This window comes from Actinoplanes solisilvae (genome assembly GCF_003999975.1).
In the GTDB taxonomy this organism is placed as follows: Bacteria; Actinomycetota; Actinomycetes; order Mycobacteriales; family Micromonosporaceae; genus Actinoplanes; species Actinoplanes solisilvae.
Genome location: NZ_RJAC01000019.1, coordinates 105438 through 129455, shown reverse-complemented (window position 1 = coordinate 129455; position 24018 = coordinate 105438). Strand labels below are relative to the sequence as shown.

Here is a 24018-nt window from a genome sequence, read left to right as displayed (position 1 = left end):
ATTGTCGGAGACAGTGGGAACATGCGCCGCCCGCTGCTCGCCGCTCTTCTCATGCTCGCCGCCCTCGCCGGCTGCGGGGGTCAGGCCGCGACCGCGGACGGGAAGTTCCAGGTCGTCACCGCGTTCTATCCGCTGCAGTTCCTCAGCGAGCGGATCGGGGGCGACATGGTCAGCGTCACCAACCTCACCAAACCGGGCGCCGAGCCGCATGACATCGAGCTCACCCCGCGCCAGGTCGGCGACGTGGCCCAGGCCGGGCTGGCCGTCTACATCAAGGGTTTCCAGCCCGCCGTCGACGAGGCGATCAACCTCGAGGCCAAGGACAAGTCGTTCAACGCCGCCTCGGTCGTACCCCTCCTGAAACTTGACGGGGAGGAGGAGCACGGCCACGAGCACGAGGAAGCCGCCGGCGGCGAGGACCCGCACGTCTGGCTCGACCCGGTGCGCTTCGCCACGATCGCCGGCAAGCTGGCCGAGCGGATGGGCCAGGCCGACCCCGCGCACGCCGCCGACTACACCGGCCGGGCCAACGCCCTGGTCGGCGAGCTGGAGGCGCTGAACACCGAGTTCGCGAACACGCTCAAGACCTGCGAGCGCCGCGAGCTGGTGACCAGCCACACCGCCTTCGCCTACCTGGCCGAGCGCTACGACCTGCACCAGGTGGGTATCACCGGCATCTCGCCCGAGGCCGAACCCTCGCCGCAGCGGCTCGCCGCGGTGGCCAAGGAGGCACGCGAGACCGGCACCACGACGATCTACTTCGAGACTCTGGTGAGCCCGGCCGTGGCCGAAACGCTCGCCCGTGAGGTCGGCGCCAAGACCGCCGTGCTCGACCCGCTCGAGGGCCTCGTCGACCAGAAGGGCGATTACTTCTCCGTGATGCGGCAAAATCTGGCCGCGCTGACCGCCGGGTTGGGATGCAAGTGACAAGCGTCGTCGAAGTCAAAAGAGCCGCCGTCGGCTACGAGGGCCGCGAGATCCTGCACGACGTGTCGCTGACCGTCGAGCCGGGCGAGGTCGTCGCCGTCCTGGGCGCCAACGGCTCCGGAAAATCCACCCTCATCCGTACGATCCTCGGCCTGGTCCCCCTGCGCCGGGGCGAGATAGACCTGTTCGGCACCCCGCAGCGGAAGTTCCGCGACTGGGCCCGGGTCGGCTACGTGCCGCAGCGGCTCGGCGCGGGCAGCGGCGTCCCGGCGACCGTCGGCGAGGTCGTCTCGTCGGGCCGGCTGGCGCGGCGTGGAATCTTCCGCATGGCCGGCGCGGCCGACAGGCAGGCGGTCAAGGACGCGCTCACCGCCGTGGGCCTGCTCGACCGTTACAGCGACCCGGTCAGCACTCTTTCGGGTGGCCAGCAGCAGCGCACGCTGATCGCCCGCGCCCTGGCCGGAAAGCCCGACCTGCTGGTGCTCGACGAGCCGACCGCCGGGGTCGACGCGGGCAGCCAGGAGGCGTTCGCCGCCGCGCTGGGCCGGTTCCGCTCCGAGGGCGGCACGATCCTGCTGGTCGCGCACGAGCTCGGCCCGCTGCGGCCGCTGATCGACCGGGCCGTCGTCGTGCACGAGGGCCGCATCGCCTACGAGGGCCCGCCGCCCGAGCCGGCCGGTCACCACGCCGAGCCCGATCACGACCATGTGCACCCGCACGCCGTGCAGCCCGCCGCGGGCATCTGCGAGTGGGCCCCGACCGACCGGATCGCGGCGAACTGAGCCGTCCAACCGCCCCGCCCGCCACCCAAGAAAGGACTAAGGGCCATCGATCTCTTCCAGTACGACTTCATGATGCGAGCTTTGGCCGGGGCGCTGATCATCGGTCTGGTCGCACCGTCGCTCGGCATCTACCTGGTGCAACGCCGGCTGAGCCTGATCGGCGACGGCATCGGTCACGTCGCGCTCACCGGCGTCGGCGTGGGCCTGCTGCTCAACCAGTCCCCCGTGCTCACGGCGGTGATCGTGGCGGCGATCGGCGCGGTCGGCGTCGAGCTGATCCGCGAGCGCGGCCGCACGTCGGGCGATCTGGCCCTGGCGCTGCTGTTCTACGGCGGCATCGCGGGCGGCGTCGTGCTCGTCTCGCTCAGCGACGACGCCAGCAGCAACAGCCTCGTGCAATACCTGTTCGGCTCGCTGATCACCACGTCGCCGCAGGACATCGCCGTGATCGCCGTGCTCGGCGGGGCGGTGCTGTTCGCCATGCTGATGTTCCGGCCGGCGCTGTTCGCGGTGTCCAACGACGAGGAGTACGCCAAGGTCAGCGGCCTGCCCGTGCGCGCGCTCAACCTGCTCATGGCGGTCACGACCGCGGTGACGGTGACGATCGCGATGCGTACGGTCGGCCTGTTGCTCATCTCGGCTTTGATGGTCATCCCGGTTGCCGCCGCCCAGCAGGTCACCCGAGGCTTCCGTACGACGATGGCCGCGGCGATGGCGATCGGCCTGTTCGCCGCAGGCTCCGGGATCGTCGTCTCCGCCGAGGCCGATACGCCGCCCGGGGCGACTACCGTAGTCCTGGCGCTGGCCGTCTTCGTCGCGTTGACGGTCGGGGCGGTGGGCTGGCGGGTCGTGCAGAGGCGGCGCGCCGAACCACCACGCGAGATCGAACCGCCCGATGTCGTCCTGCAGAAAGCCTGAGGTCCGATGACGACGAGCGGTTACGAGGCGTACGAGTCAGCCGGCGAGCTGCTGCGGGCCCTGAGCGCGCCGATCCGGGTCGCGATCGTGGCCGAGCTGGGCGCCGGCGAGCGCTGCGTGCACGAACTGGTCGAGAAGCTCGGGGCGCCGCAGCCGCTGGTCTCCCAGCATCTGCGGGTTCTGCGCGGCGCGGGCGTGGTCAGAGGTGCACGACGGGGTCGGGAGATCGCATACTCGCTGGTGGACGACCACGTGGCACATATCGTGGCGGACGCGGTCAGTCATGCGAGGGAGGTCCGCACGTGAACGTGGAGACGAATGCCGCGCTGCGCAACACCAAGCAGCGCACCGCGGTGAGCGCCGTGCTCGCCGAGGCCGATTGCTTCTACAGCGCCCAGGAACTGCACGCGATGCTGCGTGAGCGGGGTGAACGGGTCGGCCTGACCACCGTCTACCGCACGCTGCAGGGTCTGGCCGACGCCGGCGAGATCGACGTGATGCGCCCGCCGGGCGGCGAGCACCTCTACCGCCGCTGCGGTCAGGGACATCACCACCACCTGGTCTGCCGTGACTGCGGACGCGCGGTCGAGGTCGAGGGTCCGGCGGTCGAGTCGTGGGCCGAGCGGGTCGCCGCGCAGCACGGCTTCAAGGACGTCTCCCACACGATGGAGATCTTCGGAACCTGCCCGGAGTGCGCGACCAAGCCCCCGACCACCGCCCCTTGACCTGACTGAAGACTTGTCCATTGTGGGACGCTACCCACGTGAAGCCCTATGCCGACCGGCTGCCCACCGCCGTACGCCAGATCCTCACCGACATCATCGTGGTCCTCTGGGTCTATCTGTGGATCCGGGCGGCCCTGTGGGTCAACGACATGGTCGAGAAACTCGGCGTGCCCGGCCAGCGGCTGGAGAGCGCGGGCGGTGGCATCGCCGACAACCTGACCGACGCCGGCAACCGGGTCGGGGGCGTCCCGCTCGTCGGTGACCAGCTCGTCAAGCCGTTCAACGGGGCGGCGTCGGCGGCCCGGTCGATCGCCGAGGCCGGGCGCCAGACGCAGGAGGTCGTCGACACGATGGCCCTGGTCGTGGCGCTGATCGCGGTGGCCGTTCCGTTCGCGCTCGTGCTTTTCCTCTGGCTCCCGCTGCGGGTGCGGTGGATGCGCCGGGCCGCGGTCGCTTCAGCCGTACGCGATCAGCCCGCCGGACGCGACCTGCTGGCCCTGCGCGCCCTCGCGAGCCAGCCGCTCAACAACCTGGCCAAGCTCGGCCCCGACATCGCGCAGAGCTGGCGCAACGGCGACGCCGAGGCGGTCGACGCCCTGGCCGAGCTCGAGCTCAGGAGTCTCGGGCTGCGGGGGCCGCGCCGCTGACACCCGAGCCGCTGATCTCCTCGTTCTCCTCCTCGTCGTCCTCGTCGATCCAGTTGCGGCGGAACCACGGGATGGCCGCCCAGAACGTGAGGAAGAAGACCGCGGTGATCGCGCTGAACAGGAACGCTATCCAGCGGGCGAGGATGAAGTCGGTGACGAGCAGGACGCAGGCGACCATCGAGACGAGCAGGAACGCGAGCCCGCCGCTGGCCATCCGGTGGGCGTAACGCACCAGCTCGGGCTTGCGGCCCTGACGGAACAACGCCCGGTGGAACGCGACCGGCGCGATGATCATCGCGGTGGCGCCCGCGGCGGCCAGCAGCGCCACCACGTACGTGTCCTTCTGGAACTGGGTGACGTCGGGGAACCCGCTGCTGAACGGGAGGGTCAGCAAAAAGGCGAACAGGATCTGGATGCCGGTCTGGGCGACCCGCAGCTCCTGAAGGAGGTCGGCGAAGTTTCGGTCCCAGCGTTGCTTCTCGGTCTCGGGCTTGATGCGCGCCTTCTCTGCCACCATGACGGTGGCGATTCCCCAAAGTGAACGCGAATCAAACTCGGCCGATACGTTCGAGGGCCGCGTCGGCCAACGCGCCGGACGCCTGCTCGGGAATCCAGTGGCTCACGCCCCGCAGAGCGACCAGCTGATAGTCGGCCTCCACCCAGTCGGCGGTGCGCAGCGCGGCGGTCAGCGAAACCACGCCGTCCTTGTCGCTCCAGACGTACGTGGTGGGCACGCGCACGATGCCGGGCCCCTCGGGCGAGCCGGAGGGGCTGGCTCGGTACCAGTTCAGGCCGCCGGTGAGCCGGCCCGGGTCGTCGCGCATCTCCTCGACGTACTTGATGCCTCTGGCCCCGATCGGTTTGAGCATGCCCCGCAGCAGGGCGCCGTCGCCCGCGAGCAGCAGCCGTTCGGCCACCGGCGACTGGAAGACTTTGAAGTACGCCATTCGCGCGCGCTGCGAGGCACGCACGCGCAGGGCGAGGGAGAGGGCTTTGGGGTGCGGCACCGAGACGGCGGTCAGCGAGCGCACCCGCTCGGGGTGTCCAGCGGCCAGCCACCAGCCGACGATCGCACCCCAGTCGTGCCCGATGACGTGCGCTTTTTGAACACCGAGGGCGTCGAGCACGGCCACCGCGTCGGCGACCGCCTCGGTCATGCGATAGGCGTCGACGCCGGACGGGCGGGCGCCGGGTGAGGTGCCGCGCTGGTTCAGGGCGTACGTCTTGAGGCCGGCCTCGTGCAGCCGGGGCGCGAGCAGATCGAACTCGCGATGGTCCTGCGGGAAGCCGTGCAGCAGGAGCACCGAATCACCGTCGTCCGGGCCGCCCTCGTACAGATCGAAGGTCAAACCGCGGGCATCGATATGCCGCATGTGATCACTCCGTTACCTTTCGGTGCGCCTTGGTAAGCACACGATCGATAGTCCCGCCTTGCGGCGGGACGGTCCCGGCCTGACCGACTGATGTCGTGCCGGGTTCACGCTTCCAGCCACCTGCCCGCGTATGCAGGTCCTCTGGTCGGCTCCACGTGCTGCCACCGGGCCACTCCCGGCGGTGTCGAAATCAGCTGCCAGCGCAGCCAGGTTCAAAGCGGCGTTGCGGTCCCGGTCGATGACCAGACCGCACGCCTCACACTCGTACACACGCTCGGAAAGGGCCAGCTTGGTTTTCACCGTGCCACATGCCGAGCAGGTTTTCGAGGACGGATACCAGCGGTCGGCTACCAGCAGCCGACCACCGTTCCATCCGGTTTTGTACGTCAGTTGACGTCGGATCTCGGCGAACCCGGCATCGGCGATGTGCCGGGCCAGTCGCCTATTGGCGAGCATGCCGCTCACCTTGAGATCTTCCACGACGACGGTGCCGTACGTCGCGGCGAGGCGGGTGGTGAGCTTGTGCAAACCGTCACGGCGCAGATTCGCGACCCGGGCGTGGGCGCGGCCGAGCCAGGCCGCCGCCCGTTTCCACCGTTTCGACGCCCGCTGTCCAGTGCGCCGGTCCGGGCCGGTCTTCCTCGACAACGCACGCCCAAGCACGCGCATCCGCTGCTGCGCGGCGGCGAGGTGGCGCGGGTTAGGTTCGAGTTTCCCGGTGGACAGCACGGCGAGGTGTTTGATCCCGACGTCGACACCGACCACCGAACCGGGCCGTGCCGGCACGCGTCCGGTCCGTTCGACTTCGACGGTGAATGCGACGTGCCAGCGGCCGCCGTCACGCCGCACGGTGGCTGACATGATCCGGGCGGTGCCGGCTTCGAGGCGCCGGGCGAGCTTACGGGCGGACTCGTGCAGCTTCAACCGACCCAGCCGGGGCAACACCACGTGCATCCGGTCAGGCTCGACCCGGATCGCCCCGGTCGTGAACCGCACGCTGGGCGTGGTGCGGCGGCGGGACTTGAACTGAGGGAAACCGGCTGACCGCCCGACTCGCGTGCCTTTGCGCGAGTCGGCCCAGTTCTTCAACCCGCGAGCGAGGGCGTCCAGGCCGGTATTGAACGCCTCTTTGGACACCTCGGGCCACCACGGCGCAACCTCGTATTTCGCATGGTTCCACGTCTTACGCAGACCCGCTAGCGACCACGACAGCGACGGGGTCAACAGGCTCTCCGAAATCCCGTAGGAACGCTCGGCGACCCTCTGGTCCATCACGGCCTTGACCCTCGCCAGCGCCCAGTTATGCACAACCCGGGCCGCCCCGGCATGCGCGAGAACGTCACGCTCCTGCCCTGGGTTCAGGTCGAGGGCGAACCTGTAAGCCTGGATCACCTTCACACCGGGCCGTCCTCGGTGGCCGCTTCAACCGCGCGGCGGGCACGGTTCGTCGAAGCCTGGCGTCCGTAGCGCCGTGCGCACCACCAGGTCACGATCTCGGTCACGTCGCCGACCAGGTAGCCATCAACCTCAGCCGGGTCGACCACCAGCACGCGGCGGCCCTGTGCGGAGCGAATAGCCTGGACACCCACAGCGGCGAACCAGGTAAACCGGTCCCGGTGCTCAACCCCGACATAGACCACCGTCCGACCGTAGCCGACCGATGAGCATTTATGACGACCAGCACGCCAGCGGTTGCCAACCCTAGCTGTCGGCTTCATGTTTCCGGTGCTAGCGTCGTCGGAATACAAGCATCCGACAGGGGAGCGCACAGCGCTGAGAGTGCGGGCGACCGCAGACCCTCGCACCTGATCTGGGTAATGCCAGCGCAGGAAGTTCGGTCTTTTCTCCAGCCGCGCCGTGTCCGGGTTCGCCCGGATCCACGGCGTGCGTCTCCTCCCGGTACAAACTGGGAGGTTTCATCATGAATAACCGCTGGCGCACGATCGACATCGTGATCGCCTCGATCGTGGCCGTGGCCTTCGGCGTGATCTTCTGGGCGTGGGGCCTGCTCTACAACGGTCCGGCCGACGCGATCCCGCTGCCCGGCCGGGCCCTGCTGTACGGCGTCTGGCTCGTCCCCGCCGTGCTCGGCGCGCTGATCATCCGTAAGCCGGGCGCCGCCTTCTACACGCTCACGCTGGCCGCGCTCGTCTCGGTCGCCATCGGCACGAGCTGGGGGTGGACGCTGGTGGTCCAGGGCCCGCTCGAGGCCCTCGGCGCCGAGCTGATCTTTGCGATCTTCGCCTACAAGGTCTACAAGCTGCCGGTGGCGCTGCTCGCGGGCGCGACGGCCGGCGTCGTGGCCGCCGTCTACGACGTCTTCGTCTGGTACCCCGACACCGCGTGGGGCTCGTTCCGACTCCCGTACATCCTGATCACCGCGGCGTCGTCGCTGGTCATCGCCGGTCTCGGCAGCCTGCTGCTGGTCCGCGCGCTGGCGCCGACCGGCGTGCTGGACCGCTTCCCGGCGGGCCGGTCGCGCGCGCTCGTCTGATTTGGTTCGATTCACGATATGAGCGACGTCGTACTCCGCGGTTTCGGCTGGCGGCACGCCGGCCGGAAGGCCTGGGCGGTCCGCGACGTCGACCTGCACATCGCGCACGGCGAACGGGTGCTCCTGCTCGGTCCTTCCGGGGCCGGCAAGAGCACCCTGCTCGCCGCGCTGGCCGGGCTGCTGCCGGCCGACTCGGGTGAGTCCGCGGGCACGATCGAGATCGACGGCCTCGACCCGCTGCACGCCCGCGACCGGGTCGGCATCGTCTTCCAAGATCCGCAGACCCAGCTCGTGATGGCCCGCAGCGGCGACGACGTCGCGTTCGGCCTCGAGAACCGCGGGGTGCCCGCCGCGCAGATCTGGCCCTGGGTCAGCGACGCGCTCGACCGGGTCGGCTTCCCCTATCCGATCACCCGCTCGACGGCCGCGCTCTCCGGCGGGGAGGCGCAGCGGCTGGCCCTGGCCGGCGCGCTGGCGCTGCGGCCCCGCCTGCTGCTGCTCGACGAGCCGACCGCCAACCTCGACCCGGCCGGCGCCGATCTCGTACGCGAATCCCTCGCACAGTCCCGCGACGACGCCACGATGATCCTCGTCGAACACCGCGTGACGGAGGCGTTGCCGCTGGTCGACCGGGTGGTGGTGCTCGAGCCGGGCGGCGGCGTGCGGGCGGACGGCGCGCCCGAGATGGTCTTCGCGGCCTACGGCGACAAGCTCGCCGACGAGGGCGTCTGGGTGCCCGGCTTCACGATTCCGGCGCTCAGGTCAGCCACGGCGGCCACCCCCGATCTCGTACGCGCCGAGCAGGTCACGGTCGCCCAAAGGCTCGCGTCGGTGTCGCTGGGTGTGGGCGAGGGCGAGGTGCTCGCGGTCACCGGCCCGAACGGCGCGGGCAAGTCGACATTGGCGCTGCTGCTCGGCGGCCTGCTCGCCCCGACCGGCGGACAGGTGCGCGGATTCGGCGACGAGCGCGCGCTTCACAAATGGCGCGCCGCGACCCTCACCGGGCGCATCGGGTCGGTCTTCCAGAACCCGGAACACCAGTTCGTCACGTCCCGGGTCGCCGACGAGCTGGCGGTCGGCCCGCGCCGCCTCGGCCGTACGCCGTCCGAGATCGCGCGCACCGTCGACGACCTGCTCGAACGGCTGCGCCTCGGCAAGCTCGCGCGGGCCAACCCGTACACCCTCTCCGGTGGTGAGGCGCGGCGGCTGAGCGTGGCGACCGCGCTCGCCACCGCCCCGCGGCTGCTGGTGCTCGACGAACCCACCTTCGGGCAGGACCGTCGCACCTGGATCGAGCTGGTCACGCTGCTGGCCACGCTGCGCGACGACGGCCACGCGATCGTCGCCGTCACCCACGACGACGACTTCGTGCAGACCCTGGCCGACCGCACCTTCCAGCTCGGCACCGCCCGCCTCAAGGACCCGCTCCCCCGCCGGCGGCGCTCATGACCCTCGCAGTGCAGCCGTTCCCCGCGTGGTGGCGCTCATGACCCTCGTCGTCCAACCGATCGCCGACCCCTCGGCGCCTCTGGCCCGCCGCAACCCGGTCGCCAAGCTCGCCGCCGCGCTGCTCTTCTCACTGCCGTTGATCGCCACGCTCGACCCGCTCACCCCGGCTTTGGCCCTGCTGATCGAGCTGGCCGTGGTCCCGTTCTTCGGCGTCCGCTACGGATTGCTGGCCCGCCGCGCCTGGCCGGTGCTGGTCGCGTCGCTCGGCCTGCTGGTGACGATGGTCCTGTTCTCGGCCAACCGCACCGGCACCCTGCTGCTCGGCCTGGGCCCGTTCGACGTGACCACCGGCGTGCTGCTCTCCGCCTCCGGCCTGATCCTGCGCCTGTTCGCGGTGGCCGTCCCCGGTGTGCTCGTCTTCGCCACCACCGACCCGACCGACCTGGCCGACGCGCTCGTGCAGAACGCGAAGGCCCCCGCCCGCTTCGCGATCGGCGCGCTGGCCGCCTTCCGCCTGCTCCCCCTGCTCGGCCAGGAATGGCAGATGCTCACCCTGGCGAGGCGAGCCCGGGGCATCGACGCGGGCCGCAACCCCGTGACCGCCGTACGCCTTTTCGTCTCGACCGCCTTCGCCCTGCTGGTCGGCGCCCTGCGCCGCGGCGGCCGCCTGGCGGTGGCGATGGACGCGCGCGGCTTCGACTCAGGACATCCTCGGTCGTACGCCCGAAAGCAGGTCTTCCGCCCCGCCGACATCGCGCTGGTCGTGGTCGCGCTCGCCCTCTCGGCCCTGGCCATCAGCCTGTCGATAGCCCTCGGCGTGTTCCGCCCCATCCTCTGACCGGCGACGGTGAGCGGTGACGGTCTGAGTGTCACGATCGCCGCGCAGCCGGACATGAGAACGGTGTGAGTCCCGGCACCGAACGTTTTCGACACGTGTACGCCGATAATTTCGAACCGCTCCTGGCTTACGCGATGCGGCGGGTGGACCAACCGGAGGACGCGGCCGACGTGGTCGCCGAGACCTTCCTCATCGCGTGGCGGCGCCATCCCGAGATACCCGGCGGCGATGAGGCACGCCTGTGGCTGTACGGCGTCGCGCGGCGCGTGCTGTCCAATCAGAATCGTGGCGGCCGGCGCCGGGAACGGCTGGGTGCACGCCTGCGGGAACGTCTCGCGACCGGCGTCGTCACCGACCCGGCGGCCGAGGTGTCGCAGCAGGTGGCGGTGCGGGCGGCGCTCGCGCGACTCGGTGAGCTCGACCGCGAGGTGCTGCGGCTGACCGCGTGGGAGGGCCTGGAACCTCGCGAGGTCGCCGAGGTGCTGAACCTCAGCGCGGCCACCGTGCGCACCCGGCTCTCCCGGGCCCGGTCGCGGCTGCGCGACCTGCTCGGTCACGACTTCAGCAAAGCCGGACATGTACTGGCACTACCCGCCCCGGAGGAACGCAGATGAGCGACTTCGACCGCGCGATCCGCGACGCTGATCCCTACCGGCCGCAGGTCGTGCGCGACCTCGACGGGGCGCAACAGAGCCTGCTGGAGGAAATCTTGTCTGCCCCCACCCCTGTCCGCCACGCCTTCCCGCGGCGGCTGGCGATCGCTGCCGCGGCCGCCGTCGTCACCGCGGCCGCCGTCGCCGTCCCCCTGATCGTCCGCGGCTCGGGCACGCCTGCGCTGCCCGTCGCCGCGCCACCGTCGTCGTCGGGGGCGCCGGTGCCGGTGGGTGACTCCCCGGCGAAGCCCAGGCAGTTCCCCCGCCTGCTCGTCGACGATCCCGGGTGGAAGGCGATCGCCGCGAACGGATTCACCGACGAGAACGGCACCATGACCTTCCGGAAGGGGCAGCTGCATCTGGAGGTGAACTTCTATCCCGCGTGGGAGCACGAGCCCTATCTGGACCGGTTCCGCGACGACCCGGCCACCCCGGTCAAGGTCGACGGTCGGCCGGCCACCCAGTTCCGCCTGCGCGCCGACCGTTACGTCGTGATGATGCGCCCGCGCGACGGCGTCGCGGCCGAGTTCAGCACCGTGAGCGACGGCTGGACCCGGGCGGAGTTCGACCGCGTCCGCGACCGGATCCGTCTCGTCGACGCGGCTACCTGGCTCGCCGCGCTGCCGCCCGAGATCGTCACCCCGGCCCGGGCCGCGAAGGCGGCGGCGACGGACCTCGACGACGTGCCGCTGCCGCCCGGCTTCGCCTTCGAGGTCCCGGGTGTCAACGACCGTGTCTCCTTCGGCGTCGCACTGTTCTCCCGGGTCAACTGCGGCTGGGTCGCCGAGTGGATCCGGGCCGACCAGGCCGGCGACCGTGCCGCCCGGTCGAGGGCCACCGACGCCCTGCGCGGCAGCCACGACTGGAAGGCCGTCCGTCGGATGAGCGTCACGAGCGACTGGCCCGCGTTCTACTGGGATGTAGCGGACAAAACCGTCGCGGGCCATCCGCCCGCCGGTTACCGGAACATCCTCGGCTGCGAATAGCCGGGCGGGTTCGACGGCCCGGTATGACTTTCGTCAGTGGTGACGGTCGGTGGGGCGTCGATAGCCTGGCCGGATGCGCGGGTGGCGGGAGCGGCTGGTCGGGGTGGTGCTTGTTGCGCCGGTGGTGGCCAACCAAACGCTGAGCCGCAATTGGGGCGGGGCGGCCGCGGCCCTCGCGGTGGCTGCTGTCGCGGTGGTGACGGCGCGGCGACGGCCGATCGTGGCGTGGCTGATCGCGCTGGTCGGGACGCTGGCCGACGGGAACTTCGTCTTCGCGCTGCCCGTGCTCAGCTATCTCGTCGGGCTGCGCACCGAGCGGTTGCGGGCCGTCGCCTGGTGTTTCGCGGCGGTCGCGGCCGGGGGTTCGGCGCTGAACCTGGGGCTGCTGCACGTCGGGCCGTCCGAGTGGTTCGGGCTGGCGATGTCGTTGCTGCTGCTCGGGATCCTGCCGTGGCTGGTCGGCCGCTACCGGCGGCAGAGCGCCCGGCTCGTCTCGGCCGGCTGGGAACGGGCCGCCCGGCTCGAGTACGAACGCCGCATCGTCGTGCGCGAGGCGCGCCTGCGCGAACGGGCACGCATCGCGCAGGAGATGCACGACTCGCTGGGCCATGAGCTGAGCCTCATCGCGCTCGGCGCCGGCGCCCTGGAGACCACACCCGGCCTCGCCGAGCGTCAGCAGGCCGCCGCGGCCCGCATCCGGGAGTCGGCCGCCACCGCCACCGACCAGCTCCGCGAGATCATCGGCGTGCTGCGCGAGCCCGATGAGGAAGCTCCGCTCGAACCGGCCGGCGAGCACGCCGAGGCGCTGGTGGAGAGGTTCCGTGACGCCGGCATGACGATCCTCGTGGCGCGCACCGGCGAACTGCCGCCGGCGGCCGAGCGAACCGCGAGCCGCATCGTGCGCGAGGGCCTCACCAACGTGAGCCGGCACGCCCCGAACGCCACCGTACGAGTCGGGCTCGCCGACGACGGCCACCGGTCAACGATCACCGTCGTCAACGACACCGGCGACCCCACTGACGCGCGGCCCACGAGCGGCCTCGGCCTCGTCGGGCTGCGGGAACGCGTACGCCTGGCCGGTGGGACGCTCACCGCCGAACCGACGCCGGACGGGGGTTTCCGCCTCGCCGCGGTGCTCCCCCACGTTGCCGTCCCCGTTCCCGAGGAGCCGCCGGTCGTCGTCGAACTGCGGGACGCGCGACGAAGGGCCCGCCGCAGCCTCGCCGCCGCCGTGCTCACCACGGCCGGGCTGGCGCTGGTCACCGCGCTCGGGTATTACCCGTTCGCGGTCGCCGGCGCCGTGCTCGACGAGGACACCTTCGAGCACCTGACCGTCGGCACCCCACGCAGCCAGATGAACCTCCCGGCGCGGCAGGCTCCGGGGCCGCGCAAGCCGGGCTGCGAGCTCTACTCCGACGGCAACTTCCCGCTGGCCGACGCCGCCTATCGGCTCTGCTTCACCGACGGCCGGCTCAGCGGCAAGGAGCACCTGAAGTGAAGGTCGTGATCGCCGACGACGAGGCGATGATCCGGGCCGGGATCCGTGCGATCCTCGACAACGACGGCGGCATCGAGGTCGTCGCCGAGGCCGGTGACGGCGCCGCGGCGGTCGAGTCGGTGCGCCGCCATCGGCCCGCGGTCGTGCTGCTCGACATCCGCATGCCCACGATGGACGGTTTGACGGCCGCGGCCGAGATCCGTCGCGTGGCTCCCGCGACCGGGGTTCTCGTGCTGACCACGTTCGGCGAGGACGACTACATCGTGCGGGCCATCGCGGCCGGCGCGGCGGGTTTCCTGCTCAAGTCGAGCGACCCGCGCGAGCTGACCACCGCGATCCGGGCCGTGGCGGGCGGCGCGGCCTATCTCTCGCCCCGAGTGGCCCACCGCGTCATCACCGATCTGGCCGGGCCCCGCTTGGGCTCCGGCGCCGCCGCCCGCGGCCGGGTGCAGGCCCTCACCGACCGGGAACGTGAGGTGCTGATCCTGGTCGGCAAGGGTCTGTCCAACGCGGAGATCGGGCGGCGGCTCTTCCTGGTCGAGGGCACCGTGAAGGCGTACGTCAGCAGTCTGCTGAGCCGCCTCGGGGTGCGAAACCGCGTGCAGGCCGCGATTCTCGCCTACGAGGCCGGTCTGCTCTAGGCCAGGTTTCCGACCGGCGCGGGTCGGGAAATGATCTACGACCCCCACCGGAGGAGACGCGCATGCGCTACCGCCGCACCCTGATTCCGATGCTGGCCCTGGCCCTGGCCGGCTGCAGTACAACGGGCGGCACAACACCCGGAACAACAGGCGGCGCAACCGTCGGTACAACGAGCGGTACCACCCCGGCGGCGGTGGAAACGACCGAAACGGTGCGCACGATCCCCGCGAGTGCGTTCTTCACGATGCCCGAGAACATGCGACGTGAGGACCGCCGGAAGGCCGAGGGCGACGCGGCGGTGCCGAAGCTCTGCGACCGCGAACTGGCCGCCGGCGAGGGTGTCGTGGCGAGCGCGGCCATGATGACCATCTACAAGCGACCGGGCGACCCGGCCGGCTCGGTTCCCCACGGCATCCTCTATCAGACCATCAGATCGTACGGTGGTGACAGCGCGACCCGGTTCATGCAGCGGGCGCGGGACGGCCTGGCCGCCTGCCGTTCCTTCTCGAGCGGCGAGAACACCGTCACCGTGCGGACGAAGCCGTTGTCCGGTGCCGCCGACGAAGCGCTGACCATCGACCTGGTTCAGCCCCAGCTCGACCTGCCCGGCGAACCGACCGGCGGCGAGCAGACGAACCGGATCGTGGTCATGCGCTTCGGCACGGCGGTGACGGTGCTCTACGACAGCGAATACGAACGCAGCAGCACCGTCCCCGAACTCGCCGGCACGTTCACGCGCGAGGCCGCCAAGGCCGTCCGCGCCTGGCGCGATTAGGCGTCGCGCCTGCGCAGTTCGCCGCGCCCGGCCAGGAACGCGGCCACCGCCCACCCCGTCACGATCAGGAGACCCAGACCCGGGGCGTACGGGTCGGAGTCGCCCAGCAGGAAGTGGTTGCCGGCCACTCCCGGCAGCCCGTCGGCGATCGCGGTCAGCACACCGATCTCGGGCAGCTGGAGCAGCGGCGGCAGCACCACGACCAGCATCAGCAGCACGACCAGCGTCACCACCGGGCCGCGCAGCACCGCGCCCAGACCGACCGCGAAGACGCCGAGCAGCGCGAGGTAGACGCCGATGCCCAGGACCGGACCGGCCGAGACGCGGCCCCCGATCAGCGCCACCGAGATCGAGGCGCCCACCAGCCCGGCGACCGTGCCCGCCACGAACGTCACCGCGGCGACGACCACGCTCTTGGCCAGCAGCAGCCGGCCCCGCGCCGGGATCCAGGTCAGGGTCGCCCGCATCGTGCCGGTCGAGTACTCGCCGGTCATCACGAGCATGGCCAGCGCGAGGAAGGCCAGCTGGGCGAAGGCGAGCGCCAGCACCGCGACCGTGCCCGGCGGCACCACGCCGTCGCGCAGCAGGGCCGGGTCGACGTCACCGTTGTCGGCGTAGATCGCGTACTGCCCGGCGCCGGCCGCCATGAGCACGAGCGCGGCGACGAGGGCCCACCACACCGTGCGGGTCGTCCACAACTTCGTCCACTCCGCGGCGATCGCCGCCCGCATCTCACTCATCGGACCGAGGTGAGGCTGTAGTAGGCGTCCTCGAGCGAGGCGTGCCCGGCGACGATCTCGTCCAGCGGCGCGTCGGCGACCAGCCGGCCGTGGCCGATGACGACCAGGTGGTCGGCGGTCACCTGCATCTCGCTGAGCAGGTGGCTGGAGACGAAGACCGTACGGCCCTCGGCGGCCAGCGATCGCATGAGTTCGCGGATCCAGCGCACCCCGTCGGGGTCGAGCCCGTTCACCGGTTCGTCGAGCACCAGCACCGGCGGGTCACCGAGCAGCGCGCCGGCCAGACCGAGCCGCTGGCCCATGCCGAGCGAGTACGTTCCGGTCCGCTTGCGCGCGGCACCGGCGATTCCGACCTGCTCCAGGACGACGTCGACGCGGCTCGCGGGGATCGCGTTGCTGCGGGCCATCGCCAGCAGATGGTTGCGGCCACTGCGGCCCGGATGCGCCGCCTTCGCCTCCAGCACGGCACCGATCTTCCGCAACGGCCAGGAGTACGCCGCATAGGGCCGCCCGTCGAGGAGGGCGCGCCCGGACGTCGGCCGGTCCAGCCCGAGGATCATCCGCAGCGTGGTCGACTTGCCGGCGCCGTTGGGCCCGAGGAACCCGGTCACCCGGCCGGGCCGCACCTCGAGATCGAGCCCGTCGACGGCGACCGTCGACCCGAACGTCTTCGTCAGTCTTTCCAGGGTTATCAGCACGCCCCGGACGTTAGAAGCGCGGGCACTCCCGGCACCCGACCCGAACGGCAGCCGCCCGTACTGACGAAAGTAAGGAACCGGCCGGGCCCGGCACTGAGGAACCGGGCCCGGCCGGGGGTTCAGGCGTACAGGCCGATCTCGGTGAGGGTCGGCGTGTACTGCTCGGTGGCGATCTGGCCGGTCAGCGCCACCCGCACCTTGCTCGTGGTCACCGAGCCGAAGCCGGTCACCGAGCGGTCGTGCCCGATGCCGTCGGCCGCCGAGGCGAAGGTGACCCAGGTGCCGGTGGCCGCGTCCCAGCGCTGCAGGTCGAACGACTGGACGCGCGGGTTGGTGCCCGAATCGGTGTACTCGTCGAGGTAGACCTCGCGGAACGTGGTGTCGGCGCCGAGGTCGATGTCGAGCGTGATCGGGTAGGTCGCGTCGTCGGCGGCCGCCCACCGGCTCGACAGGTTGCCGTCGGTCAGGTTGGCCGCGATCAGGGTGCCGTTCGCGCCGGGGTGGGTCGAGCTGGCCGTGACCGGTTTACCCTGCGCGAGGCTGAGCCGGGCCGCGGTCTCGTCCTCGATCGGGTCGGTGTCGACCGGGTGCGGCACCTTGCGACCAACCGTGGTTTCCACCGCGCCGACATCGGGCGCCTTGCCGTGGTAGATGTGCGTGCCGAGAATGTCCGAGGTGCCCAGGTGCGGGTTGTAGCGGCCCGCGTCGACCAGGGGCGAGTCCTTGCGCAGCGAGAAGTTCGCCGCCGCCGCGCGGAGGCCGGCGGGCTGCGCAGCCGGGTTACCGACGAACCGCGGGTCCACGCGCTTCCCGGCCAGGTCGGCGGGTTCCTGGGTGGAGTGGGTGCCACCGGCCTCGTAGTAGTCGTTGTTCGCGAAGACGGCCTGCCGCAGCGCGCCGGTCTTGCGGTACCACGGGGTCGGCGTCGCGGACTTGTTGTAGAAGATGTTGTTCAGGAAGTACACGCGGCTCAGGAACGTCTCGTCGTGCACCCAGTCGAGGTCGTCGTACACGAAGGTGTTGTTCACGAAGTACGTCGGCGAGTAGTTCGTCGACAGCATGTTCTTCACGAGCACGCCGTTGTCGTCGACGCTCAGGTTGTAACGCGCCACCGAGTTCGAGCTGTTGCCCATGTACGCCATCCAGCCCGCGGCGTTGTCGTGCGAATAGTTGTACTGATAGGTGACGTTGAAGTTCGTGTACTCCAGGTCCCAGGGCGTGCCGTCGAACTCGTTGGCCGGCCCGCCGTAAACCTCGTTGTACTGCATCACCGAGTCGGCGCCGGCCCACAGGTAGAGCCCGCACGACACCGCGTTGTAGCGCTCGAGGAAGCCATTGACCTCGTTGTACTCGACGGTCATGTGCTTGGTGTTGGCGAGCTGGAACGCGCCCTGCCCGACGCTCTCGGCGTAGTTGTGCCCGATGTAGACGTCCCGGCTGTAGAGATCACGCGTACGCACCCAGAGCTGTTCCCAGCCCTCGTGGAACTTGCCGGCCTCGTCGTACTGCCCGGCGTCGGTTCCGTCGGCGTTGAACCAGTTGAACGCGAACTGGACAGCGTGCAGCTCGACGTGATCGAACGTGTTGTCCTCGATCCGCACGTCCTTGAAGTAGTAACCCCCGGTCCCGTACGCCTTGTAGCTCTGGCTGCCGAAGACCTGGAAGTTCACCGCCCCGTAGTGGATCTTCTGCCAGGTGCTCGGGCCATCCAGGTTGTGAACGTAGACGTCGTGGATGCGGAAGTGGTCCATGATGGTGTCGGCGCCGGCCGGGAGCAGGTCGGCGTTGATCGACACCATGATGCCGTCGCGCACGTAGGTGCCGGTCGTGATGTCGGTGGCGAAGTCGTCGTCGTTCGACAGCGCCACGTTGTTGATGTCGAAGCCCTGCTGGTTACGCAGGACGATCGCGCCGGTCAGGCCCACGGTCTGCGGGTTCTTCGTGCCGTCCGGGTTGAACGGATTGGGCACGTTACCGTTTGTCGCGATATATGGGCGTGGAGCCTTGTCGTTCCCGTACGCCGAGATGGTGATCGGTTTCGTGCCGGTGCCGGAGCCCTTCGGCCAGAGCTGCTCGCCCTGCCACTGCGAACCGGCCTTGAGCAGGATGCGGTCGCCCGGCTTGAAGGTGGTGGCGTTCGCCTTCGCCAGCGACCGCCAGGCCCGCTGAGGAGACGTGCCCGCGGCCTTGTCGCTGCCGCCCTTGGCGTCGAGGTAGTAGTCCTGGCCGCCGGTCCGGTTCGGGCTGTTGCCGGGCCAGTGGGCCTTCTTCGCTTCGTGCGCGCTCGCCGGTGCGGCGACCAGGGGCGCCACGAGCAACCCGGTGGCCAGCGCCACCAGGGTGTTGCGGAGGGCAGGTCTCATTGCACTTCCTCTGCGTCGACGTCCGCCATGGCCTCGGCATCGACCTTGATATCGCTGCCGGCCAGGCGCTTCTCCAACAACTGCGAGAACTTCTCCCCCGTGATCGACTGCCGGATCCGCGGCGCGTACTGGGCGAACGCCGCTTTCTCGTCGACGGTCCGGCGGTCGAGCCGGTAGTACGTGAGCTGGTCACCACTCCGAACCGGCGCGGAGGTCTGACCCGGCTTCAGCGGGGTGAGCACGGCCAGCAACTCCTGGTCGTGCGCGTTCACCCCGCCGCCGGCATAGGTAGCGGTCGTCACCGGACCCGTCAGTTCGTTGCCGCGCAGCGGCGCGGAGGCCGGGACGACCAGCTTCGAATACGTGTACGTGGTGGCGTTGGCGCTCCACGCGGCCCGATCACGGTCGAACGCGGCCCGCACCTCCGCGTCCGTCACCGGCTGCCGTTTGCGCAGCTCGGTGGCGAGGTCGGTGATCCGTTTGCCGTAGAACTCCTCGGGCGTGAACTCGGTCAGCCCGTAGACGACCTCGCCGTCGCGCTTGGCGTTCGCGCGGCGCGCGTTCTCGTCGCCGACCGACTTCACGAAGTCCGCGTGGTCGACCGAGCCGACCAGGCCCTGCTCCTTCGCCATCAGCATCAGGACCTTGTCCTTCTCAGCCTCGGCCAGGGCCCGCGCGCGCAGGTCGCCGCCGGGGGTCGCGGCCAGCCGTCGCATGTGGAACGCCAGCTCGTCGCGCGTGATCGCATGCCCGTCGACGGTCGCGACCTGATCGCCCGGCCGGGTCACCAGCAGCACCCCGCCGACGATCAGGGCCAGGACGACGACCCCGGCCGGGATCAGGTAGCGGCGCTTCATGACGCGATCACGGCCACGCGGTCGACGACCGGGGTGGCGCGCGCTGCGGTCACCTCGATCCGTACGGCGTCCGTCTCGAGCGGCTCGAACGTGAGAATCCGCTGGTAACCGACCGCGTTCGCCTCGGCCACCGGCCACCACGCACCGTCACGACGCGCGGTCACCACCACGTGCTCGACGCGCTGTCCCTGGGTGATGTCCTCGCCGATCACGACGGCTTCGACCGATCGCGGCGGGTCGAGCTCGACGGTCGCGGCCCACGGCGTGCCGAACGAGCCCGCGACCGCGCGCGAGCGGAAGTCCTCGATGCGGCGGCCCAGCTCGGACAGGGCCGCGACGTCGGCGTCGTGGATCCGGCCGTCACGCGCGGGCGGCACGTTGAGCAGGAAGCACGCGTTGCCGCCGACCGACTTGAGGTAGATGTCGAACAGCTCGTCGACCGGGCGGACGGCGTCGTCCTCGGCCGGGTGGTGGAACCAGCCGGGCCGGATCGACGTGTTGACCTCGGCCGGGTACCAGACCAGGTCGGTGTGGCCGGCCAGCGCGTCCCGGCTGCCCAGGTCGCGTTCGTCGCTGCGCATCGTCTGCCGGGCGAACTCGCCGTCGTCGGCCTGCTGGGAACGCTCGGCGGTGCGTTCGGCGTCCTGCAGCTCGCGCGGCACGACGCTCCACTCGTCGGGCCGAGTGTCGCCGGCCTCGTTGCCGCACCAGCGCACGTCGGGGCCGCAGACGTTGATGACCGCGCCGGGCTGCAGCTCGCGGACCACGGCGTAATACCGCTCCCAGTCGTACCACTGGGTCTTGCCGTTGGGTCCTTCACCGTTGGCGCCGTCGAGCCAGACCGAGAAGATCGGGCCGTAGCGGGTGAGCAGTTCGGTGAGCTGGGCGACGTAGAAGTCGTCATACGCCGTGCCGGAGCCGTAGGAAGCCTCCGTGCGGTCCCACGGCGAAAGGTAGACGCCGAACTTCAGCCCGTGCCTCCGCGCCGCCGCGGCAACCTCGCCGACCACGTCGCCGGGGTAGGGCGACGAGGCGACGGAATGCTTCGAGACGTCGCTCGGCCACAGCGCGAAGCCGTCGTGGTGCTTGCAGGTGAGGATCACGCCGGTCATCCCGGCGCTCTTCAACGCGCGCACCCACTGATCGGCGTCAACCGAACCCGGGTCGAACAGGGCGGGATCCTCGTGGCCCGTGCCCCACTCCCGGTCGGTCATGGTGTTCATGCCGAAGTGGAGGAAGCCGTAGAACTCCATCCGCTGCCAGGCGACCTGACGGGCGCTCGGCCGGACAGCAACCAGATCAGTCATCGATATTTCCTGTTGTAGTCGGCGAGCAGGGCCAGCAGCACGAGCAGGGCGAACAGCATCACGGCGAGGCTGCCCCAGCCGACGGTGGGCCGGGCGACGATCACGGCGACGATGCAGGCCAGCGCGATCAGGGCGCGCAGCGCGATTCTCATGGGAACTCTCCTCAGCCCTTCACGCCGCCGGCGGCCATGCCCTCGATCAGGCGGCGCTGGATCAGGGCGTAGACGAGCAGCACCGGGACGATCACGATGACCATGCCGGCGTAGAGCCGCCCGTAGTCGGCCGCGGCCTTCTGGGCGGTCATCAGGTTGAGCAGGCCCACCTGCAGGGTCTTGCCCTCGCCGGGCAGCAGGGTGAGCGCGATGATGAAGTCGTTCCAGTAGGCCAGGAAGTTGAACAGGATCACCGTGGTCACGGCCGGGCGGGCCATCGGCACCATCACCCGGGTCATGACCGTCCAACGCGAGGCCCCGTCGAGCGACGCCGCTTCCTCGTAGTCGGCCGGGATCGACCGGAAGTACGCGGTGAGCAGGTAGATCGTGAACGGGATCGAGGTCGCGGCGTAGATCAGCGACAGCATGGCCGGGTTGTCGATGAAGAAGCCGTCCGGGAACACGTCGGCCAGCGAGCGGTCCCAGCCGACCAGCATCAGGAAGATCGGCACCACGATGTAGTTGACGTTCACGAACAGGCCGGCCAGCAGGGCGACCTCGACGACGCTCTTGCCCCAGAAGTCGTAACGGGCGATGACGTACGCGGCGGGGATCGACACCGCGAGCACGAAGGCGAGCCCGAGCAGGGTCACGAACAGCGAGGTCGCGAAGTACTGACCCATGTGCGCGGTGACGAACGCGTCGACGTAGTTCCGCAGGTGCAGGCCCTCGGGCAGCGTCCACGGGCTGCCGAAGAACTCGCCCTTGGTCTTCAGCGACGCGACCAGCACCCACGCCACGGGCACCGCGATGAGCAGGGCGAGGGCGACGATCAGGGCGTACGCGAGAGGTTTGATCTTGGTCATGGGGGCCTCAGAACTGCAGTGGCTCGCGCTTGGTCGCCCGGCTGACCAGCAGCGACACGAGGAACGAGAAGGCGAAGATGACGACGCCGATGGCCATGCCGTAGCCGTACGACGAGTTCGTGTAGGCCTGCTTGTACATGTAGCTGAGCAGCACCTCGGACGAGCCGTCCGGGCCGCCGCCGGTCATCGCGCGCACCAGCACGAAGCTGAGGTTGACCGCGCTCATGATGAAGAAGGTCAGCGACGTACGCAGGTTCTGCCAGATCAGCGGCAGGGTGATGGTGAAGAACTGCCGGCTGCCGGTGGCGCCGTCGAGCGACGAGGCCTCGTACAGCTCCTCGGGGATGCTGCTCATGCTCGACATGTAGAGGACCATGTAGTAGCCGAGCGACTGCCAGACCATGGCGATCGCCACCGACCAGAGCACGATCTTCTGGTTGCCCAGCCACACCTGCTGCAGACCGTCGGCCGAGAGCAGGCGGAGGGTCCCATTGAGCAGCCCGTTCTGCTGGTCGTAGATGGCCGAGAAGATCGCCGCGATGACGACCACGGAGAGCACGTTCGGGATGTAGAGGACGAACCGGTAGAGGTTGCGGCCGCGGAGTTTCTCGCGGGTCATGACGGCCGCGAGGAAGAGGCCCATCCCCATCGTCACCACGGTCACGACCACGAGCAGGGCGACCGTGTTCTGGAAGGCCCGGATGAACTGGTCGTCGTCGAGCAGCTTGGTGAAGTTGTCGAGGCCGACGAACCGGGCCTCCGGGGAGAAGCCGCTCCACTGGTAGAACGACATCCGGAAGACGTTGATGGTCGGCCAGATCATGAACAGTGCGAACAGGGCGAGTGCGGGCAGCAGGCAAGCCGCTACGAACTTGCCGTGGCCTTTGCGCCCCCGAGCGGCGGCCCGCTTGGGGGCCGCCGCCGGGGTCGTCACTTGCCCGCCTGCCGCAACTTCTCGCTGGCGTCGTTCAGTGCGGACTGCCATTGGTCCTCGGTCTTGTCCTTGCTGATGATGCTGTTCGCGGTGTCGAACAGCGTGGCCTTGATGTCCACGCCCTCGACCGGCGCGGTGCTGGCGAACCCGCCGACCAGCGCGGCGACGTTCGGGTCCTCGTAGAGCCGGTAGAACTCGGCGTTCTCACCGGTGAGCGTGGACGCAAGGCCCTTGACCGGCTGGATCGCGCTCGACTGGGCGAAGATCTTGGTCGCCTCGTCGGAGTAGAGGAAGGCGATGAAGTCCTTGGCCGCTTCCTTGTCCTTGGCGCCGCTGGGGATCCAGACCGACTCGACCGACGTGGTCAGGTAGCGCTTGCCACCCGAGGTCGCGGCGGGCAGCGGGGTGAGCGCCCACTGGAAGCCCTTGGCCCGCGGCGCGTCCTTCATCTCGCCGACGATCCAGGTGCCGTTCGGCATGAACAGCGTCTTGTTGTCGAGGATCGACTGCTGGTTCTTGGTGAAGTCCTGCTCGTTGGCGTACCCGACGGTGGTCGGCGCGGCGTAGCCGAGCAGCTTCGTCGTGAGGTCGAGGGCCTGGCGGGCCTGCGGCGACTTCCAGACGTCCTGCTTGTAGGTCATCACGTCGGTGTAGAACTGCTCGCCGCCGATGTCGGCAAGCAGGGCGAAGAAGTACGAGTCGAGGTAGCCCGCGGTCGGGTAGGTGAACAGCGAGATGCCCTTGGCCTTGGCCGCGTCGCCCAGCGCGAACATCTCGTCCCAGGTCGCCGGGGTCTTCCAGCCGTTCTGCTCGAACAGGCCCTTGTTGTAGAACAGGCCGGTCGGCGCGTAGTACATCGGCATCAGATAGGTCTTGCCGTCGCCGTACGGGTCGGTGTTGAGGTTGCCGACGATGCCGTCGGTCAGCTTGTCCTTCAGCCCGTCGCGCACGCCGGAGAGGTCCTCGAGGGCCTTGTCCTTGATCAGCGTCTCGGTGAGCGCGGCCTTGCGGCCCTGGCCGAGCACGACGACGTCGGGGAACTTGCCCGCCTTCATGTTCGGGCTGATCTCGTCCTCGATGCTCTTCGAGATCTGCAGCTGCACGTCGAGGCCGGGGTGCTTGGCCTTGTAGGCCTCGATGACCTGCGTATACATCTCCCGGCCGTAACCGCCCTCGAGGGCGGCGACCTTCAGCGTGCCGCCGTCACCGGCGTCGTCGTTCCCGGCGCCACCGCCACAACCGGCCAGCAGGCCGAGCGCGGCCACCACGGCGCCCGCCATCACAAAAGTTCGTCTCACCATTGAAAGTCCTCTCGGGGGGTGCGCCATCAGGCCGAGGGGCGCGCCGGACGTTGTTACAGTGGCACCGATAACATGAACAAGCAAGAGTCGTTC

The 24018-nt window shown here is 69.9% G+C and carries 26 protein-coding genes, 1 pseudogene and 1 riboswitch; of the genes and pseudogenes, 14 read left to right on the top strand and 13 right to left on the bottom strand.

Annotation, left to right across the window (positions count from 1 at the left end):
• Nucleotides 1–21: 21 nt before the first annotated feature.
• The 6 genes from EER30_RS34715 to EER30_RS34690 are packed head-to-tail and all read left to right on the top strand — an operon-like array spanning nt 22 to nt 3999.
• Nucleotides 22–927 (top strand): metal ABC transporter substrate-binding protein, encoded by a 906-nt coding sequence (locus EER30_RS34715; RefSeq protein WP_127504973.1) that lies wholly within the window; start codon nt 22–24, stop codon nt 925–927.
• The gene (locus EER30_RS34710; RefSeq protein WP_127504971.1) at nt 918–1709 is read left to right on the top strand and encodes a metal ABC transporter ATP-binding protein; all 792 of its coding nucleotides are present in this window, start codon (nt 918–920) and stop codon (nt 1707–1709) included. Before EER30_RS34715 ends, EER30_RS34710 begins: the two co-directional genes overlap by 10 nt.
• A gap of 45 nt (nt 1710–1754) precedes the next feature.
• Nucleotides 1755–2627: a metal ABC transporter permease gene (locus EER30_RS34705; RefSeq protein ID WP_127504969.1), complete on the top strand. Its 873-nt coding sequence runs from the start codon at nt 1755–1757 to the stop codon at nt 2625–2627.
• Between the two features lie 6 nt (nt 2628–2633).
• Nucleotides 2634–2933, top strand: coding sequence for an ArsR/SmtB family transcription factor (locus EER30_RS34700; RefSeq protein WP_127504967.1), 300 nt, complete (start codon nt 2634–2636; stop codon nt 2931–2933).
• Nucleotides 2930–3352, top strand: a complete 423-nt coding sequence (locus EER30_RS34695; RefSeq protein ID WP_127504965.1) for a Fur family transcriptional regulator — start codon at nt 2930–2932, stop codon at nt 3350–3352. Before EER30_RS34700 ends, EER30_RS34695 begins: the two co-directional genes overlap by 4 nt.
• A 38-nt stretch (nt 3353–3390) precedes the next feature.
• Nucleotides 3391–3999, top strand: a complete 609-nt coding sequence (locus tag EER30_RS34690) for a hypothetical protein (RefSeq protein ID WP_127504963.1) — start codon at nt 3391–3393, stop codon at nt 3997–3999.
• On the opposite strand, the gene EER30_RS34685 is transcribed toward EER30_RS34690, so the two are convergent.
• The 4 genes from EER30_RS34685 to EER30_RS34670 are packed head-to-tail and all read right to left on the bottom strand — an operon-like array spanning nt 3965 to nt 7012.
• The gene (locus EER30_RS34685) at nt 3965–4516 is read right to left on the bottom strand and encodes a DUF6328 family protein (RefSeq protein WP_205650546.1); all 552 of its coding nucleotides are present in this window, start codon (nt 4514–4516) and stop codon (nt 3965–3967) included. The genes EER30_RS34690 and EER30_RS34685 overlap by 35 nt on opposite strands.
• 31 nt (nt 4517–4547) lie before the next feature.
• Nucleotides 4548–5372 carry an alpha/beta fold hydrolase gene (locus tag EER30_RS34680; RefSeq protein WP_127504960.1) on the bottom strand — a complete coding sequence of 275 codons (825 nt, stop codon included), beginning with the start codon at nt 5370–5372 and terminating at the stop codon, nt 4548–4550.
• 12 nt (nt 5373–5384) lie between these two features.
• A complete protein-coding gene (gene tnpB / locus EER30_RS34675; protein ID WP_205650545.1) occupies nt 5385–6770 on the bottom strand; it encodes an IS607 family element RNA-guided endonuclease TnpB in 1386 nt (461 codons plus the stop codon).
• Nucleotides 6767–7012, bottom strand: a complete 246-nt coding sequence (locus EER30_RS34670) for a recombinase family protein (RefSeq protein ID WP_127504958.1) — start codon at nt 7010–7012, stop codon at nt 6767–6769. The genes tnpB and EER30_RS34670 overlap by 4 nt, the downstream gene beginning before the upstream one ends.
• 107 nt (nt 7013–7119) lie before the next feature.
• Nucleotides 7120–7222, top strand: a riboswitch (TPP riboswitch).
• A 71-nt stretch (nt 7223–7293) separates the two neighbouring features.
• Between EER30_RS34670 and EER30_RS34665 the strand changes: the two genes are divergently transcribed.
• The 8 genes from EER30_RS34665 to EER30_RS34630 all read left to right on the top strand — a co-directional run bounded on the left by EER30_RS34665 (nt 7294) and on the right by EER30_RS34630 (nt 14707).
• Nucleotides 7294–7866 carry an ECF transporter S component gene (locus EER30_RS34665; RefSeq protein ID WP_127504956.1) on the top strand — a complete coding sequence of 191 codons (573 nt, stop codon included), beginning with the start codon at nt 7294–7296 and terminating at the stop codon, nt 7864–7866.
• Nucleotides 7867–7884: 18 nt separating this feature from the next.
• Nucleotides 7885–9315, top strand: coding sequence for an ABC transporter ATP-binding protein (locus EER30_RS34660; protein WP_127504954.1), 1431 nt, complete (start codon nt 7885–7887; stop codon nt 9313–9315).
• Between the two features lie 37 nt (nt 9316–9352).
• Nucleotides 9353–10153, top strand: coding sequence for an energy-coupling factor transporter transmembrane component T family protein (locus EER30_RS34655; protein WP_127504952.1), 801 nt, complete (start codon nt 9353–9355; stop codon nt 10151–10153).
• Between the two features lie 65 nt (nt 10154–10218).
• Nucleotides 10219–10767 carry an RNA polymerase sigma factor gene (locus EER30_RS34650; RefSeq protein WP_127504950.1) on the top strand — a complete coding sequence of 183 codons (549 nt, stop codon included), beginning with the start codon at nt 10219–10221 and terminating at the stop codon, nt 10765–10767.
• On the top strand, nt 10764–11792 hold the full coding sequence (locus tag EER30_RS34645; protein WP_127504948.1) for a hypothetical protein: 1029 nt from the start codon (nt 10764–10766) through the stop codon (nt 11790–11792). Before EER30_RS34650 ends, EER30_RS34645 begins: the two co-directional genes overlap by 4 nt.
• A gap of 73 nt (nt 11793–11865) precedes the next feature.
• On the top strand, nt 11866–13290 hold the full coding sequence (locus tag EER30_RS34640) for a sensor histidine kinase (protein ID WP_127504946.1): 1425 nt from the start codon (nt 11866–11868) through the stop codon (nt 13288–13290).
• Nucleotides 13287–13931, top strand: coding sequence for a response regulator (locus EER30_RS34635; RefSeq protein ID WP_255437035.1), 645 nt, complete (start codon nt 13287–13289; stop codon nt 13929–13931). Before EER30_RS34640 ends, EER30_RS34635 begins: the two co-directional genes overlap by 4 nt.
• 194 nt (nt 13932–14125) lie before the next feature.
• Nucleotides 14126–14707 carry a hypothetical protein gene (locus EER30_RS34630; RefSeq protein ID WP_127504944.1) on the top strand — a complete coding sequence of 194 codons (582 nt, stop codon included), beginning with the start codon at nt 14126–14128 and terminating at the stop codon, nt 14705–14707.
• On the opposite strand, the gene EER30_RS34625 is transcribed toward EER30_RS34630, so the two are convergent.
• The 9 genes and pseudogenes from EER30_RS34625 to EER30_RS34590 all read right to left on the bottom strand — a co-directional run bounded on the left by EER30_RS34625 (nt 14704) and on the right by EER30_RS34590 (nt 23925).
• Nucleotides 14704–15447, bottom strand: a complete 744-nt coding sequence (locus tag EER30_RS34625; protein ID WP_127504942.1) for an ABC transporter permease — start codon at nt 15445–15447, stop codon at nt 14704–14706. The genes EER30_RS34630 and EER30_RS34625 overlap by 4 nt on opposite strands.
• Nucleotides 15448–15494: 47 nt before the next feature.
• Nucleotides 15495–16142 (bottom strand): annotated as a pseudogene (locus EER30_RS34620) (ABC transporter ATP-binding protein); the annotation flags it as partial.
• 122 nt (nt 16143–16264) lie between these two features.
• The gene (locus EER30_RS34615; RefSeq protein ID WP_127504940.1) at nt 16265–18508 is read right to left on the bottom strand and encodes a galactose-binding domain-containing protein; all 2244 of its coding nucleotides are present in this window, start codon (nt 18506–18508) and stop codon (nt 16265–16267) included.
• Nucleotides 18505–19365: a peptidylprolyl isomerase gene (locus tag EER30_RS34610; protein ID WP_127504938.1), complete on the bottom strand. Its 861-nt coding sequence runs from the start codon at nt 19363–19365 to the stop codon at nt 18505–18507. Before EER30_RS34610 ends, EER30_RS34615 begins: the two co-directional genes overlap by 4 nt.
• On the bottom strand, nt 19362–20672 hold the full coding sequence (locus EER30_RS34605; RefSeq protein WP_127504936.1) for an alpha-L-fucosidase: 1311 nt from the start codon (nt 20670–20672) through the stop codon (nt 19362–19364). The genes EER30_RS34610 and EER30_RS34605 overlap by 4 nt, the downstream gene beginning before the upstream one ends.
• Nucleotides 20669–20824 (bottom strand): DUF6903 family protein, encoded by a 156-nt coding sequence (locus EER30_RS47460; protein ID WP_164842590.1) that lies wholly within the window; start codon nt 20822–20824, stop codon nt 20669–20671. The genes EER30_RS34605 and EER30_RS47460 overlap by 4 nt, the downstream gene beginning before the upstream one ends.
• Nucleotides 20825–20835: 11 nt before the next feature.
• Nucleotides 20836–21690, bottom strand: coding sequence for a carbohydrate ABC transporter permease (locus EER30_RS34600; RefSeq protein ID WP_127504934.1), 855 nt, complete (start codon nt 21688–21690; stop codon nt 20836–20838).
• A 7-nt stretch (nt 21691–21697) separates the two neighbouring features.
• The gene (locus EER30_RS34595; RefSeq protein ID WP_240670480.1) at nt 21698–22624 is read right to left on the bottom strand and encodes a carbohydrate ABC transporter permease; all 927 of its coding nucleotides are present in this window, start codon (nt 22622–22624) and stop codon (nt 21698–21700) included.
• On the bottom strand, nt 22621–23925 hold the full coding sequence (locus EER30_RS34590) for a carbohydrate ABC transporter substrate-binding protein (RefSeq protein WP_205650544.1): 1305 nt from the start codon (nt 23923–23925) through the stop codon (nt 22621–22623). The genes EER30_RS34595 and EER30_RS34590 overlap by 4 nt, the downstream gene beginning before the upstream one ends.
• Between the last annotated feature and the right edge of the window lie 93 nt (nt 23926–24018).